Source organism: Idiomarina sp. 29L, assembly GCF_004123135.1.
Classification (GTDB): Bacteria; Pseudomonadota; Gammaproteobacteria; order Enterobacterales; family Alteromonadaceae; genus Idiomarina.
Genome location: NZ_SDJS01000004.1, coordinates 260306 through 273577, shown reverse-complemented (window position 1 = coordinate 273577; position 13272 = coordinate 260306). Strand labels below are relative to the sequence as shown.

The following is a 13272-nucleotide window of genomic DNA, read 5'->3' as shown; positions in this document are numbered from 1 at the left end:
TATGTTGTGCGATGTGTATCGCAGTTCCCGCAAAGCGGATACCTATATTTACCTTCCTCATGGTGAAGATTTCAGTGAATTACCGGATGCGCTTGTGCAAAGCTTTGGTAAAGCTGAAAAAATATTGACCATAAATTTAACCACTCGTGAACAACTGGCGCGGTTGAGCGTCAAAGAGTTAATTGAACGCCTTGATAACGATGGTTTTTATCTACAGCTTCCACCTAAGCAAGAGGACATTTCATGTTAAAAAAAATAGTTAGCCGTGCATTAATTGGAGTTTTGGCCTTGGTCAGCATGAGTGTCTCTGCCCAGGACGAGAATGTCGAGAAGAAGTTTTCTGACTACGTGGAAGCATTGAAAGACGAAGCTCGAAGCAATGACTATAGCGACGAGACCCTAGAAAAAGCGTTTGCTAATGTGAAGTATTATCAACGTGCGGTAGAGCTTGATAAAAACCAGCCAGAATTTAAATTGACGTTGGATACTTACCTGCCAAGAGCGGTTCCAGAGTGGAAAGCCAAAAAAGCGCAAGAAAAGTATGAAGAGCATAAAGAGCTGCTTGAAAAAGTAGGCAAAGAGTACGGTGTTCAGCCTCGCTTTATTGTTGCGTTGTGGGGGATTGAAACAAATTTTGGTTCATATACAGGTGGTTTCGATGTTGTGTCGGCATTGACGACGCTGGCGTTTGACGGACGGCGCGAAGCGTTTTTCAAAAAGCAATTATGGCACGCGTTAACGATTATCCAGGATGGACACATTGCCCCGGAAAAAATGCAGGGCTCATGGGCGGGCGCTATGGGGCAGACTCAGTTTATGCCAAGCTCGTTTATGAATTACGCGGTCGATTATGATGGTGATGGGCGTAAAGACATTTGGGGGAGCTATCCGGATGTGTTTGCGTCTGCCGCTAACTATTTGAGCTCGGTGGGCTGGCGCGACGATGTTACCTGGGGCCGCCAAGTGCAACTGCCAGAAGGGTTTGATACTTCTCTGTCGGGACTGGACACGAAGAAAAAGCTAAGCGAATGGGCTGACTTAGGCGTGACGCGATATGATGGCTCAAAGCTTCCGCAGAGAGACGATATTACAGCATCTGTGGTCATTCCGGATGACAAAGAAGGGCGAGTGTATCTGGCTTATGCAAATTACGATGCGTTAATGCGTTGGAATCGCTCGCATTACTTTGTGGCTGCAGTGGGATACTTGTCCGATCGCATCCGCTTTCCTCGGTAGTTATCGAAGCTGCATATGGGCAGTTTAATGGCTTGGTACGAAAAACCATTGCAGGAGCTGACCACATCCGAGTGGGAAGCGCTTTGTGATGGTTGCGGCCAGTGTTGCGTCAACCAACTGCTCGATGAGGAAGACAACCTCTACTCTACGGATGTCGCTTGTCAGTTGCTCGATACCGAGACAGCACGCTGTACCGATTATGCAAACCGAAGTCAGCGTGTGCCTGCCTGTGTGACGTTAACGCCAAAAAACATTGAAGATGTTTACTTCATGCCTGCGACTTGCGCGTATCGCTTGAGGGCGCAAGGACAACCTTTGCCCAAATGGCATCCGTTAAAGCATAACGGTAGCAAAGAGCCCATGAAAAAAGCCGGCTATTGTGTTGCCGGCCAATGCATCAGTGAACGGAAATACAGTGGAGATCTGGAGGACAGAATCGTTACCTGGCCGCTCAACTAAGATCTATTTATGGTAAAGCACTAAGCCTTTACGCTTTTTAAATAAGCCAATGAAGTGGGCTAGCGTGACAATAACACCTAAGAGCAGTAACCCACCAAATATCCATGTCATCCAGCCAGGCATACCCATTCCAAGCCACTGCCAGTCGATATCACCGCATAACCCCGGTGCGGCGAAAAGGCCCGGAAGCCACTCGTGGAGAGGTGCCCACTCCGGAAAGTCAGGAGCGCTTTCGCAGACGGCGAAAAAAGCGTTTTTAGAAGTTTGTAAGTCCCAGTGGTCATAGGCAATACGGAGGCCTTCAAAGCTGCTGTAAAGCCAACCCAGCAAGCCAATCCAACGCAGTAATGCGAAGCCTGAGCCGATGAGGCCTATAATGGCGGATAGCGCAATGCCGACAACAGCCATGCGTTGATAGACACATTTAACACAAGGCTCAAGCCCTAATACAGCCTGAAAGTACAAGGCAGTCCCTAACAGTGCAGCGCAACCCAGAAAAAGAAGCAGCCAGGCAAACGGTTTGGTCGGCCATTGACCTATAGACAGCATCACTCTATTCCTTAAGAAAGTGTAAAAACGATGAAACCATACCCAAATGCTTTGGGAATGTCGATATAAAGGCTGAAGTTATCTTGTCCGACCTCGTATAAGGCTGCTAGAATCACTCTATCATTCAGCATTTGGGCGGGAAAATGATTATAAAAGCCAAAAGTCCGGCGGGATTTGCCGAAGAGTATATCGTTAAGTCTATTTGGAACGGGCATTTTGCGCCAGGAACCATTTTACCCGCAGAACGTGAATTATCGGAGCTAATTGGCGTTACTAGAACGACGTTACGCGAAGTTCTGCAACGCTTAGCTCGTGATGGTTGGTTGACCATTCAACATGGCAAACCGACCAAGGTGAATAACTTCTGGGAAACTTCCGGGTTAAACATACTGGAAACCTTAGCTCGCCTTGACGAAGATGGCATGCCTGAACTGGTGGACCAACTGTTGTCTGCGCGTACAAATATTAGCGCAATTTATATTCGAGCTGCCATCCGCCATAATCCGACCCGAGTTATTGAGCTGATAGAAGCGGCCAAAGAGCTTGAGGATGACGAAAAGAGCTTTGCTGAATTTGATTACCAGTTAAACCATGATTTAGCGATGGCGTCCGGAAATCCTATTTATGTACTCGTCTTAAACGGATTCAAAGGTCTGTATTCTCGTATTGGGCAGTACTACTTCTCCTCACCCGAGGCTCGTCAGTTGGCACGGGACTATTACGAAAACTTAGTGAGTTGTGCAAAAGAAGGTGACTATAACGAGTCGGTAAACTTGGTGCGCCGTTATGGTTATGAGTCTGCGGAAATATGGCACAGTTTGCGCGGCGACATGCCGAATAATCTAGTCGAATAAAGCGCCGGAATGGCGCTTTTTTTATGGCTAAAATTTTTGCGTTGCTTAGCTATTTACAATTCTATAACCTAGTAGCTGATACCTACCTAATAGCCAAAAGGAAAATAAGAAAATGAAGGGATCAGTACTAGATTTTGACGAGGGCAACCGTAGCGGCATTATCTCTGGTGAAGATGGTAATCGTTATACTCTCGATATTTCAGAATGGAAAGGAAACCAGTTGCCGAAAGTGGGTGCGAAAGTCGATTTTGCAGTGACCGGTGACAAAGCTGAAGCGGTTTACCCAGACTCTGCTGCCTCAAATACCAGCACATCGTCGAAGAAAATTGCCGCCGCTGTCTTGGCCTTTTTCTTAGGCGCTTTTGGTGCCCATAAATTCTATCTGGGATACACCAAAGAAGGCGTTATTATGCTGTTGGTGTTCTTGTTTGGTTTTATCCTACTGGGAATTCCATCATTTATTATCGGTATTATCGCGTTTATTGAATTCATTATTTATATCGTTAAGCCTGACGATGAATTCGAGGAAACCTATGTTCAGGGACATCGTCCTTGGTTTTAAAAGGGCATCGTCCTTGGTTCTAAAAGGGCATCGTCCTTGGATGTAAAATTGAATTCGAACAATAAAAAAGGCGCCAGAGGCGCCTTTTTGTTTTGTATTTGTAAAACTCAGAACTATTAACCTAAGTTTTTGTTCACAAAGTCCCAGTTCACCAACTTCCAGAATGCTTCCAGGTAGTTAGGGCGAGAGTTGCGATAATCAATGTAGTAGGCGTGTTCCCATACGTCGACAGTTAATAGAGCTTCAACACCATCGTGTGCAACTGGAGTGTCTGCATCATCGGTGTTCAGGATATCAACAGAGCCGTCAGATTTTTTCACTAACCAAGTCCAGCCTGAGCCAAAGTTGCCTGCTGCGCTTGCGTTGAATTCTTCCTGGAATTTTTCGAAAGAACCCCATTTGTCGTTGATAGCGTCAGCAATAGCGCCAGTTGGAGCGCCACCACCATTTGGGCTCAAACAGTTCCAGTAAAACGTGTGGTTCCAGACTTGAGCAGCGTTATTAAACAAGCCACCTTTTTCTGACTTAATGATGTCTTCTAACGACTTACTTTCAAGGTCAGTACCTTTGACGGCATCGTTCAACTTGTTGACGTAAGTCGCGTGGTGCTTGCCATAGTGATACTCTAAAGTCTCTTCTGAGATATGAGGCGCTAATGCGTTTTTCTCATAAGGAAGAGCGGGTAGTTCAAATGCCATAGTCTCTCTCCGTAGTTTTTCTTTTAAGGCAACTTAGTATCTGGCGACGCGTATTTATAATCGCCAGAAGACGAATTTTATTCTTGTATCTACGTTATATAGGGTTGGTTAGATTGCTTTTCAAGGAAATCTTTCAATTTAGGCAAATCTTTTCTGCTGTGCTAGAATACTTGAGTGTTTTAATCAACCATTATGTAGAGCAGAGGTGTTATGGAAACGGTTGACAGAATTAAGCAACAAATCGAAGAAAATCCCATTTTGTTATACATGAAAGGCTCGCCGAAATTGCCAAGCTGTGGCTTTTCGTCACAGGCATCACAGGCTCTTATGGGATGTGGTCAGGCGTTTGCTTATGTGGATATTTTGCAGAACCCAGACATTCGTGCGGAACTGCCAAAGTACGCAAACTGGCCAACCTTCCCACAGCTTTGGGTTGAAGGTGAATTAGTCGGTGGTTGTGATATTATCATTGAGATGTTCCAAAATGGTGAATTGCAGCAGCTGATTACAGAGGTAGCAGAACGCCACCCGGAACCGTCAGCAGAGTAAAATAGCTGAACAAATAGTAAGCAATCGGTCAAAAGTTTTGACAGAGCCCTTGTTTTTAACTTGGGCTATCCCCATTACCGATTGTGAAGGTTTCATTAACTTTAACTGAAATGGAGAGAATCAATGTCTGTATTAGTAGGTCGTAAAGCACCTGATTTTACTGCAGCAGCGGTACTTGGCTCAGGTGAAATTGTTGAAGATTTCAAATTGTCTGACCATATCAAAGGCAAAAAAGCAGTTATTTTCTTCTACCCACTGGACTTCACTTTCGTATGTCCTTCTGAGCTAATCGCTTTTGACAAGCGTTTAGAAGAATTCAATAAGCGTGGCGTAGAAGTTATCGGTGTTTCTATCGATTCTCAGTTCACGCACAACGCATGGCGTAACACCTCAACTGACGATGGTGGTATCGGTCAGGTGAAATACCCATTGGTTGCTGACGTACGTCACAGCATCTGTAAAGCGTATGACGTTGAGCACCCAGAAGCAGGCGTTGCGTTCCGTGGTTCATTCCTGATCGACGAAGACGGTATGGTTCGTCACCAAGTTGTTAACGACTTACCATTAGGTCGTAACATCGACGAAATGCTGCGTATGGTTGACGCATTGAACTTCCACCAGAAACACGGTGAAGTTTGCCCAGCAGGTTGGGAAGAAGGTAAAGAAGGCATGAAAGACAACCCTGAAGGTGTTGCTTCTTACCTGTCTAAAAACGCTGACAAACTATAAGCGTTTAATGATAGTAAAAAAGTCGCTCCGAGGAGCGACTTTTTTGTTTTGTGTTTCTAAAGTTAGTCATTAGAAGCCAGTGGCCAGCCACCTAAATCTCTCCAACGGTTGACCATCCAGCAGAATAACTCTGCCGTACGCTCTGTGTCATAAAGAGCGGAGTGCGCTTGTTTCCCATCAAACTCAATTCCGGCAGCCTGGCAAGCTTTTATCAGTACCGTTTGCCCCAGTGTCAAAGCCGCTAATGACGTAGTGTCAAAGCTTACAAAGGGGTGAAACGGATTACGTTTTAAATTGGCTCGCTCAGCCGCAGCCATGACAAAACTATGGTCAAAATTCGAATTATGACCGACCAGAACTGAGCGCTGACAACCTGCTGCTTTTTGTGCTTTTCTAATGGGTTTAAACAGTTCGCGTAATGCTTCTGACTCTGCGACTGCGCCGCGCAGGGGGCTATCTGGATCAATGCCGTTAAAATCGATAGCCGCTTGTTCTATGTTGGCGCCTTCAAAAGGTTCGACGTTATAATGCACTGAATCAACCGGCTTTAACGTACCGTCGCTGTCAAAGTCCAGCAGTACCGCCGCTATTTCTAAAAGGGCATCTGTTCTTGCGTTAAAACCCGCAGTTTCAACGTCAACAACGACCGGCATATAGCCACGAAACCGTTTCTTCATTAGCGACTCAGAAGTGTCAGACATAAAGACCCTTTAGTTATTTAAGTGGTTATCTCAATTGGCGTCTATTATGCCAAAGATATATCGACAATGCTGAGAGAAACGCTAAAGCGCGGCGAATAAATGCCGATAAAAGCGTATTCGAACTTTGAACCGGAGTGCCTATGAAAAACTGGCCGATGTTAACTGCGGCTGCAGCTTCAGTGTTGCTGGCAACAAGCCAGGCAAACGCCAATGCAGTTAGGCATTATAGCGCTGATCTTGATAGCTCGTCGTGGCAGCTAAGTGAAGATACTCGGCTGGAATGTGCGTTAGAGCATGAAATTCCGCGCTACGGTAAAGTTCGCTTTCAAAGCGAAGCAAGTAAACAGCTCAACTTGCGTATGAAAATGGACATGAGAAAGTTGCCTGACAGCTATGGTGTCTCGGTGATTGAATCTGTGCCACCTCGCTGGCGTCCGGGTGAAGCAAGTTACCAAATTGGCTCTATGCAGCTTTATAAACAGTTTAATGGCGAGTTACAAAAGCAATTAGCCTGGACACTGTTAAGCGAACTGGAAAAAGGTCGGTATCCAACTTTTTTCTACGACGACTGGTATAACAACCGTGATCAGGTGGCTGTGTCGTTGTCCTCGGTGAATTTCCGCAATAAATACGATGACTTCTTAAGTTGTGTCAACGCGTTACTCCCGTTTAGCTTTGAAGATATTGCTTACACGGTGTTGAATCATGAAGATGGCAGTGAAAAACTGACCGTATCGTCACAGCGTAAGTTAAAGCAAATTAGCGATTACTTGAAAGTCGACAATGACCTTGAGCTTGTCCTTGTTGATGCTTACACAGATTCGCTCGGTGCGCGGGGACCAAACCAGGAGCTGACAGAGCAGCGAGCCAAAGAAATACAGACGTTTTTTGTTGAGCGTGGTATAGCGGCTGATCGCATAAAAACTGTTGGTCACGGTGAGGATCGACCTATCAAGTCAAATGACAACGAGATTAACCGACAGTTAAACCGCCGGGTTATCGTACAGCTCGCAAAACCCTCAGGGATTGAGCTTTAACAGGCTCAATCGCTGGTTTTGTCTTTAAACTCGCACAAGTCTTCAATAATACACGAGCCACAACGGGGTTTCCTGGCAATACAAGTGTAGCGACCGTGTAGAATAAGCCAGTGGTGTACGTCGACTTTGAATTCCTTTGGCACCACTTTTATCAGTTTTTCTTCCACTTCTTTCACGTTCTTCCCTGGTGCCAATTTGGTTCGATTAGAAACGCGGAAGATGTGCGTATCAACGGCAATGGTCGGCCAACCGAACGCGGTATTTAAAACGACATTAGCCGTTTTACGTCCGACCCCCGGTAGAGCTTCCAGCGCGGCTCTGTCTTCCGGCACTGTACCACCGTACTGCTCCACCAGAATCTTACAGGTCTTGTAGGCATTCTCGGCTTTCGAGTTAAACAAACCAATGGTTTTTATGTACTCTTTTATCCCCTCAACCCCCAGGGCCAGCATGTCCTCAGCCGTTGGAGCGGCCGGAAATAGCTTACGTGTTGCTTTATTAACCCCGACATCGGTTGCCTGAGCAGACAATAATACGGCGATAAGTAGTTGGAACGGCGTTTCATATTCCAACTCTGTGGTTGGGTTTGGGTTATTGTCGCGAAGACGGCTTAAAATTTCGTAGCGCTTATTTTTATTCATAAGTAGTTGTTATTGTTGTGCGGTTACACGGGCGCGGGTGACGGTTTTCTTCTCTGCTCGCTCGGCTTTTATAGCATCAATTCGGTTTTTCAGGGCAATGATAAAGCCCATGCCAATAAAGGCGCCTGGCGGCAATATGGCGAGCAGAAGCGGATAGTCAACGGTGAATAACTCAATTCGTAATTGGGCCGCCCAGTCCCCAAGTAGCAGTTCAGCACCGTCGAACAATGTGCCATTACCAATAATTTCACGCATAGCGCCAAGCAGCATTAGTACCAGTGCAAAACCGATGCCCATCATCAACCCGTCGAACGCCGCTTTCTGCCAAGGGTTTTTAGAGGCGTAAGCTTCAGCACGGCCGATAATGGCGCAGTTTGTAACAATAAGCGGAATAAAAATACCGAGCGACTGGTACAGCTCGAACACATAAGCGTTCATTAGCAGTTGAATAACGGTCACAAAGGTAGCAATGACCATAACAAAGACTGGAATACGTATTTCCTGAGGCACGAAGCTACGCACCAGTGAAACGGTCACATTAGAGCCAATAAGAACGAACAGTGTGGCTAAGCCAAGTCCCATCGCATTGGTTACAGAGGCGGTGACTGCCAGCAACGGGCATAGCCCCAGTAATTGTACCAGCGCTGGGTTGTTGTCCCAAAGTCCTTGCCAAGTCAGTTCTTTGTACTCGTTCATTGTGCGGCCTCCTGACAGCGCTGAAGCTCAGCATTGAATAATGTGCCTGCGTTTTCTTCTAAATAGAGTGTGGCTCGTTTAACAGCGCCAACCACCGCACGCGGTGTAATGGTTGCGCCTGTGAATTGATCAAACATGCCACCATCGCGTTTTACCGCCCAGCGATCATCGTCTTGGAATTTCACTCGTTTGCCTGAAAACGACGTAATCCAGTCGTTTTTCTCTATTTCTATTTTGTCGCCAAGCCCTGGCGTTTCCTGATGGCGCAATGTTCTGACACCAAGTAACTCCCCTGAGGGCTTTACCGCGACTAATAAACGAATGGCCCCGGAATAACCGTCGGGTGCAACAATTTCGGCGGCTAACGCGGTGGGTTCATCGTTAACCCAGGCTCGATACATTGGGTGCGGTTCGTTGCTGCCAAGAGCGGCATGAGTCAGCAGACGACAGGACTCATACAGATCGTTGTCGTGCATAGCGGGCGGAATAAGCTGATTCAAAGTGCGCAGTACCTGAGCTTGTTGTTGTTGCGCTATTTTATCTTTAGTGAGCACTTGTACGCCCACCACTAAAGCCGTGGCAATCACTGCGAAGGCAGCCAATATCAGGCCGTTTTTCTGCATACTATTAATGGTCATTTGCGCTCTCCGTGACCATACACGGTTGGTCTTGTATAACGATCAATAATAGGCACACACATGTTGGCTAACAGCACAGCAAATGCAACGCCGTCGGGGTAGCCCCCCCAACTACGAATAATAAACACCAGCAAACCGATTAATAGACCAAAAACCACTCGGCCTCGGTTTGATGTGGCTGCTGATACCGGATCGGTTGCAATGAAAAATGCGCCTAGCATGGTTGCACCGCTCAGTGCATGGACGATAGGACCCGCCATTAAGTCCGGTGCGAACAGGTAAGCAAAGAAGGCCGGCACGCACAGCCCAGCGATAACGCCGACAGGAATGTGCCAGCTAATAATACGTTGCTGTATGAGTAACAAGCCACCAATGAGAAAGCCAAGGTTAACCCATTGCCAGCCTGCTCCTGCTAAGAAACTAAACTGTGGTTTGTCATATATCTCGGTTAGGGTGAAACCCTGGGTTAGTCCGGTTTTTATAGCATCTAATGGCGTCGCCATAGTAACACCGTCGATACCGGCGCGCAGCTGTTCGACGCTGTAGCCCGCGGGTGTGTATTCAAACAGAATGGTGTGCAGTGTCTGCCATAGTGTGAGTGAATGTTCACCTATTGTTGATGGCGGTAGCCAGTTGGTCATTTGTACCGGAAAAGAGACCAGCAATAATACATAACCCGCCATAGCAGGATTAAACAGGTTTTGGCCCATGCCACCGTAAACGTGCTTCACAACAACAATAGCAAACAGCGTACCGATAACAATGATCCACCAGGGGGCTAACGGCGGAATACTGATGGCTAATAAAATAGCTGTAACCAATGCAGTGTTATCGCGCAGGGCTGACATGGCAGGGCGGTCACGCGCGATAATGCAGGCCGATTCAGCGAGCAACGCGGTAATGACTGCCAGAACGATTTGAAACCAAACACCGAAGCCAAAGAAGTAGCTTTGTATCAAGACGCCCGGCACGAGCGCATAACAGACCCAGCGCATCATGCTGCTGGTGCTGTGCTGGCTATGTCCGTGAGGCGATGATGCTATTTTAAAACTCATGACTCATTTCCTTTCGCTGAGCTATTTTCTTCATCGGCTTTTTGTGCCTGGGCGGCCTTTTTAGCTTTAGCGCGGGCGATAGCGGCTGCAACTGCCGCCGATTTGCCGCCTGACTCCGGCTTTTCTTTACTGTCCGAACTTGGCGTCTCGGCTTTTTCAGCCTGAGCTTTTTTACGCGCCTCGGCTGCTTTTCTATGACGCTCCAAACGCTCCTGTTTTTCACGTTCTAAACGTTCTTGGCGCGCTTCAAAACGCTGACGCGCATGCTCAGCTTTGGCTTTTTCCCGGGCAATGTTGCGTATCTCTGCTTTCGCTTTACGATAATAATGCACTAATGGAATTTCGCTGGGGCAAACATAGGCACACGCGCCGCACTCTATGCAGTCAAACAAGTTCTGCTCGTCTAACGCATCGTAGTCTTTTGCTTTGGCCAATAATTGCAGTTGCTGAGGTTGTAGGGTTGCAGGGCAGGCATCGGCGCAGGCACCGCAACGAATGCAGGCCAGTTCAGGTCCGGGGGCAGGAAGCTCTTCCTCTGTCGGCGCTAAAACACAGTTAGTGGTTTTTATTACCGGAACTTCAATGCTCGGTAGTGTAAAACCCATCATTGGTCCACCCATAATCACGCGTTGTTTGGTTTGGGCGGTAAACCCTGACTCTTTCAACAAGTGCTCAATGGGAGTCCCTAACAATGCCCAGACATTGCGTTTCTTCGCAATAGCGTCGCCGGTCATCGTCACAACACGCTCCAGTAATGGTTCACCATGAATAATAGCGCGTTTGACGGCATAAGCGGTGCCAACATTTTGCATGAGAAAACCGATATCCATTGGCAACTTACCACTGGGAACCTGCTCACCGGTGAGCAGTTCAATAAGCTGTTTTTCGCCACCCGAAGGGTATTTGGTTGGTACAACTTTCAATGCTATTTGTGAATCGTCCCCAATAGCAGCGAGAATAGCATCAATAGCCTTGGGCTTATTATTTTCTATGGCAAAAAGCACAGAGTCACAATGGGTGATGTACTGCAGAATTTTTACACCCGCAACAATATCGTCTGCGTATGCCTGCATGAGTCCGTCGTCTGCGGCAATATAAGGCTCGCACTCAACGCCATTAATAATGAGATGACGTAAAGGCTTTTGTTGTGCCAGTTTTTGTGCGGTTGGGAAACCAGCCCCACCCAAACCTGCGATGCCGGCTTGTTGAATCAGTTCAAGTAAGCGAGAAACCTCAACTTCCCGGTAGTCCGGGATGGCGTGTTTATTGCCCCAGCGATCTTCGCCGTCGGGCTTTATTACAATGGCAAGTTCGGGTAGACCCGACGCATGTGCCGTTGGGCGTTCTTCAATCGCATGAATAATACCGGACGTCGGGGCGTGTAGAGGTAGCCCCAAGCTCAAACTGGCCTCGGTTAGCTGCTGACCTTTATCAACTCTCTGGCCGGGCTCAACCAGTAAATTACCCGATGGGCCAATGTGTTGACGTACCGGTAGTATTAACTCGTCAGGTAAAGGCAGTGAACGTATGGAGTTGTTGCACGCCGGCGCTTTTCTCTCCGGAGGGTGTATGCCACCAGGGAAGTGTCCAGAGACGTTACTCGATACATAAATGGTGTTGTTATCTGAATGGCTCATTCAACCACCTTCACCGGAATGCTGTTCTTTTTGATGTTTTCTTTAACTGTATCGAGGTCCCATTGCCAGGTTTCCGGACTAGCCTTCACGGCGACCATGTCGATGCAGTCGACTGGGCAAGGTTCAACACATAAGTCGCAGCCTGTGCATTCGTGCTCAATAACGGTGTGCATTTGTTTGGCGGCACCTAGAATAGCGTCGACCGGGCAAGCTTGAATACACTTGGTGCAGCCAATGCATTCGTCTTCACGAATGACGGCCACCTTTTTTACGTCCTCTTCACCGTGGGCTGAGTCTAACGGTTTCGCCTCAACGCCCATTAAATCGGCTAACTGTTTTATGGTCGCCTCGCCACCGGGAGGGCACTTATTAATATCGTCACCGTTTGCAATGGCTTCTGCGTATGGACGACAGCCGGGATAGCCGCATTGACCACACTGGGTTTGTGGAAGAATTTCGTCGATTTGGTCAACGATAGGGTCACTTTCCACCTTAAACTTCACCGCCGCAAAGCCCAGAATAACGCCGAATATCAGCGCTAGAATACCAAGTGTAATTACCGCTCCCAATACACTCATTTAACTGCTCACTAATCCGCTGAAGCCCATAAAGGCGAGAGACATAAGGCCGGCTGTTATCATCGCAACCGCAGATCCTTTAAACGTGACTGGTACGTCGGCTGCAGCCAGACGTTCGCGCAAGGCTGAGAAAAGAATAAGAACCAAAGAAAAGCCAATGGCAGCGCCCAGTCCATAAACAATTGACTGAACAAAGTTGTGCTGCTCATTAATATTCAACAAAGCCACACCCAATACCGCGCAGTTGGTTGTGATTAACGGCAAAAATATGCCCAGCAAACGGTACAAAGTCGGGCTGGTTTTATGCACGACCATTTCAGTGAACTGAACCACGACCGCAATCACCAAAATAAAGCTCAGCGTTTGCAGTGACATAAGCCCCAACGGCTCAAGTAAATACTCATTCACCAAATAACTGCAAACCGACGCCAGCGTTAGTACGAAAGTAGTTGCAGCGGACATGCCAATAGCGGTGTCGAGTTTATTGGACACACCCATAAATGGGCACAAGCCAAGAAACTTAACGAGCACAAAGTTATTTACCAATACTGTGCCAATTAATAGCAGCAAATAGTCGGTCATTGAGCAGTCCGCAACAGTGAAAAAATAAAGAGGGCATATTATCGGCGTTTTGTGGCTTATAAACAACCGCC

General features: G+C 47.3%; 18 protein-coding genes. 8 read left to right on the top strand and 10 right to left on the bottom strand.

Annotation, left to right across the window (positions count from 1 at the left end; translation table 11 throughout):
- Position 1: 1 nt before the first annotated feature.
- The 3 genes from EST55_RS10375 to EST55_RS10365 are packed head-to-tail and all read left to right on the top strand — an operon-like array spanning position 2 to position 1695.
- Positions 2–250, top strand: a complete 249-nt coding sequence (locus EST55_RS10375) for a YcgL domain-containing protein (RefSeq protein WP_129497391.1) — start codon at positions 2–4, stop codon at positions 248–250.
- Between the two features lie 47 nt (positions 251–297).
- Positions 298–1236 carry a lytic murein transglycosylase gene (locus EST55_RS10370; RefSeq protein WP_240665300.1) on the top strand — a complete coding sequence of 313 codons (939 nt, stop codon included), beginning with the start codon at positions 298–300 and terminating at the stop codon, positions 1234–1236.
- A 27-nt stretch (positions 1237–1263) separates the two neighbouring features.
- Positions 1264–1695: a YcgN family cysteine cluster protein gene (locus EST55_RS10365; RefSeq protein ID WP_129497389.1), complete on the top strand. Its 432-nt coding sequence runs from the start codon at positions 1264–1266 to the stop codon at positions 1693–1695.
- 3 nt (positions 1696–1698) lie between these two features.
- Here EST55_RS10365 and dsbB read toward each other — a convergent pair whose 3' ends face one another.
- Positions 1699–2244: a disulfide bond formation protein DsbB gene (gene dsbB / locus EST55_RS10360; RefSeq protein ID WP_129497454.1), complete on the bottom strand. Its 546-nt coding sequence runs from the start codon at positions 2242–2244 to the stop codon at positions 1699–1701.
- Positions 2245–2387: 143 nt separating this feature from the next.
- On the opposite strand from dsbB, the gene fadR reads away from it, so the two are divergent.
- Complete coding sequence (gene fadR / locus EST55_RS10355; RefSeq protein WP_129497388.1) at positions 2388–3098, top strand: fatty acid metabolism transcriptional regulator FadR; 711 nt, start codon at positions 2388–2390, stop codon at positions 3096–3098.
- Between the two features lie 112 nt (positions 3099–3210).
- Positions 3211–3660: a TM2 domain-containing protein gene (locus EST55_RS10350; RefSeq protein ID WP_129497387.1), complete on the top strand. Its 450-nt coding sequence runs from the start codon at positions 3211–3213 to the stop codon at positions 3658–3660.
- 116 nt (positions 3661–3776) lie between these two features.
- On the opposite strand, the gene EST55_RS10345 is transcribed toward EST55_RS10350, so the two are convergent.
- Positions 3777–4358: a Fe-Mn family superoxide dismutase gene (locus EST55_RS10345; RefSeq protein WP_100691728.1), complete on the bottom strand. Its 582-nt coding sequence runs from the start codon at positions 4356–4358 to the stop codon at positions 3777–3779.
- A 210-nt stretch (positions 4359–4568) separates the two neighbouring features.
- On the opposite strand from EST55_RS10345, the gene EST55_RS10340 reads away from it, so the two are divergent.
- Together EST55_RS10340 and EST55_RS10335 are read left to right on the top strand one after the other, a co-directional pair.
- A complete protein-coding gene (locus EST55_RS10340; protein ID WP_088767773.1) occupies positions 4569–4907 on the top strand; it encodes a Grx4 family monothiol glutaredoxin in 339 nt (112 codons plus the stop codon).
- Between the two features lie 123 nt (positions 4908–5030).
- The gene (locus EST55_RS10335) at positions 5031–5636 is read left to right on the top strand and encodes a peroxiredoxin C (protein ID WP_088767774.1); all 606 of its coding nucleotides are present in this window, start codon (positions 5031–5033) and stop codon (positions 5634–5636) included.
- A 62-nt stretch (positions 5637–5698) separates the two neighbouring features.
- Here the strand turns inward: EST55_RS10335 and rnt are convergent, their stop codons facing one another.
- A complete protein-coding gene (gene rnt, locus EST55_RS10330) occupies positions 5699–6337 on the bottom strand; it encodes a ribonuclease T (protein WP_129497386.1) in 639 nt (212 codons plus the stop codon).
- Positions 6338–6477: 140 nt separating this feature from the next.
- On the opposite strand from rnt, the gene EST55_RS10325 reads away from it, so the two are divergent.
- Positions 6478–7374, top strand: coding sequence for an OmpA family protein (locus EST55_RS10325; RefSeq protein ID WP_129497385.1), 897 nt, complete (start codon positions 6478–6480; stop codon positions 7372–7374).
- Positions 7375–7379: 5 nt separating this feature from the next.
- Here EST55_RS10325 and nth read toward each other — a convergent pair whose 3' ends face one another.
- The 7 genes from nth to rsxA are packed head-to-tail and all read right to left on the bottom strand — an operon-like array spanning position 7380 to position 13201.
- On the bottom strand, positions 7380–8015 hold the full coding sequence (nth, locus tag EST55_RS10320) for an endonuclease III (RefSeq protein WP_129497384.1): 636 nt from the start codon (positions 8013–8015) through the stop codon (positions 7380–7382).
- A gap of 9 nt (positions 8016–8024) precedes the next feature.
- Positions 8025–8711 (bottom strand): electron transport complex subunit E, encoded by a 687-nt coding sequence (locus EST55_RS10315; protein ID WP_088767777.1) that lies wholly within the window; start codon positions 8709–8711, stop codon positions 8025–8027.
- On the bottom strand, positions 8708–9349 hold the full coding sequence (rsxG, locus tag EST55_RS10310; protein ID WP_129497383.1) for an electron transport complex subunit RsxG: 642 nt from the start codon (positions 9347–9349) through the stop codon (positions 8708–8710). Before rsxG ends, EST55_RS10315 begins: the two co-directional genes overlap by 4 nt.
- On the bottom strand, positions 9346–10404 hold the full coding sequence (gene rsxD / locus EST55_RS10305) for an electron transport complex subunit RsxD (protein ID WP_100691733.1): 1059 nt from the start codon (positions 10402–10404) through the stop codon (positions 9346–9348). Before rsxD ends, rsxG begins: the two co-directional genes overlap by 4 nt.
- Complete coding sequence (gene rsxC, locus EST55_RS10300) at positions 10401–12041, bottom strand: electron transport complex subunit RsxC (RefSeq protein WP_129497382.1); 1641 nt, start codon at positions 12039–12041, stop codon at positions 10401–10403. The genes rsxD and rsxC overlap by 4 nt, the downstream gene beginning before the upstream one ends.
- Positions 12038–12619 (bottom strand): electron transport complex subunit RsxB, encoded by a 582-nt coding sequence (gene rsxB / locus EST55_RS10295; RefSeq protein WP_126751708.1) that lies wholly within the window; start codon positions 12617–12619, stop codon positions 12038–12040. The genes rsxC and rsxB overlap by 4 nt, the downstream gene beginning before the upstream one ends.
- Positions 12620–13201 carry an electron transport complex subunit RsxA gene (rsxA, locus tag EST55_RS10290; RefSeq protein ID WP_053952646.1) on the bottom strand — a complete coding sequence of 194 codons (582 nt, stop codon included), beginning with the start codon at positions 13199–13201 and terminating at the stop codon, positions 12620–12622.
- Positions 13202–13272: the final 71 nt, after the last annotated feature.

Excerpts from the sequence above, each read along its gene's own strand:
- EST55_RS10375 (WP_129497391.1), top strand. The coding sequence starts at position 2 with ATGTTGTGCGATGTGTATCGCAGTTCCCGCAAAGCGGATACCTATATT.
- EST55_RS10370 (WP_240665300.1), top strand. The coding sequence starts at position 298 with ATGAGTGTCTCTGCCCAGGACGAGAATGTCGAGAAGAAGTTTTCTGAC.
- EST55_RS10365 (WP_129497389.1), top strand. The coding sequence starts at position 1,264 with ATGGCTTGGTACGAAAAACCATTGCAGGAGCTGACCACATCCGAGTGG.
- dsbB (WP_129497454.1), bottom strand. The coding sequence starts at position 2,244 with ATGCTGTCTATAGGTCAATGGCCGACCAAACCGTTTGCCTGGCTGCTT.
- fadR (WP_129497388.1), top strand. The coding sequence starts at position 2,388 with ATGATTATAAAAGCCAAAAGTCCGGCGGGATTTGCCGAAGAGTATATC.
- EST55_RS10350 (WP_129497387.1), top strand. The coding sequence starts at position 3,211 with ATGAAGGGATCAGTACTAGATTTTGACGAGGGCAACCGTAGCGGCATT.
- EST55_RS10345 (WP_100691728.1), bottom strand. The coding sequence starts at position 4,358 with ATGGCATTTGAACTACCCGCTCTTCCTTATGAGAAAAACGCATTAGCG.
- EST55_RS10340 (WP_088767773.1), top strand. The coding sequence starts at position 4,569 with ATGGAAACGGTTGACAGAATTAAGCAACAAATCGAAGAAAATCCCATT.
- EST55_RS10335 (WP_088767774.1), top strand. The coding sequence starts at position 5,031 with ATGTCTGTATTAGTAGGTCGTAAAGCACCTGATTTTACTGCAGCAGCG.
- rnt (WP_129497386.1), bottom strand. The coding sequence starts at position 6,337 with ATGTCTGACACTTCTGAGTCGCTAATGAAGAAACGGTTTCGTGGCTAT.
- EST55_RS10325 (WP_129497385.1), top strand. The coding sequence starts at position 6,478 with ATGAAAAACTGGCCGATGTTAACTGCGGCTGCAGCTTCAGTGTTGCTG.
- nth (WP_129497384.1), bottom strand. The coding sequence starts at position 8,015 with ATGAATAAAAATAAGCGCTACGAAATTTTAAGCCGTCTTCGCGACAAT.
- EST55_RS10315 (WP_088767777.1), bottom strand. The coding sequence starts at position 8,711 with ATGAACGAGTACAAAGAACTGACTTGGCAAGGACTTTGGGACAACAAC.
- rsxG (WP_129497383.1), bottom strand. The coding sequence starts at position 9,349 with ATGACCATTAATAGTATGCAGAAAAACGGCCTGATATTGGCTGCCTTC.
- rsxD (WP_100691733.1), bottom strand. The coding sequence starts at position 10,404 with ATGAGTTTTAAAATAGCATCATCGCCTCACGGACATAGCCAGCACAGC.
- rsxC (WP_129497382.1), bottom strand. The coding sequence starts at position 12,041 with ATGAGCCATTCAGATAACAACACCATTTATGTATCGAGTAACGTCTCT.
- rsxB (WP_126751708.1), bottom strand. The coding sequence starts at position 12,619 with ATGAGTGTATTGGGAGCGGTAATTACACTTGGTATTCTAGCGCTGATA.
- rsxA (WP_053952646.1), bottom strand. The coding sequence starts at position 13,201 with ATGACCGACTATTTGCTGCTATTAATTGGCACAGTATTGGTAAATAAC.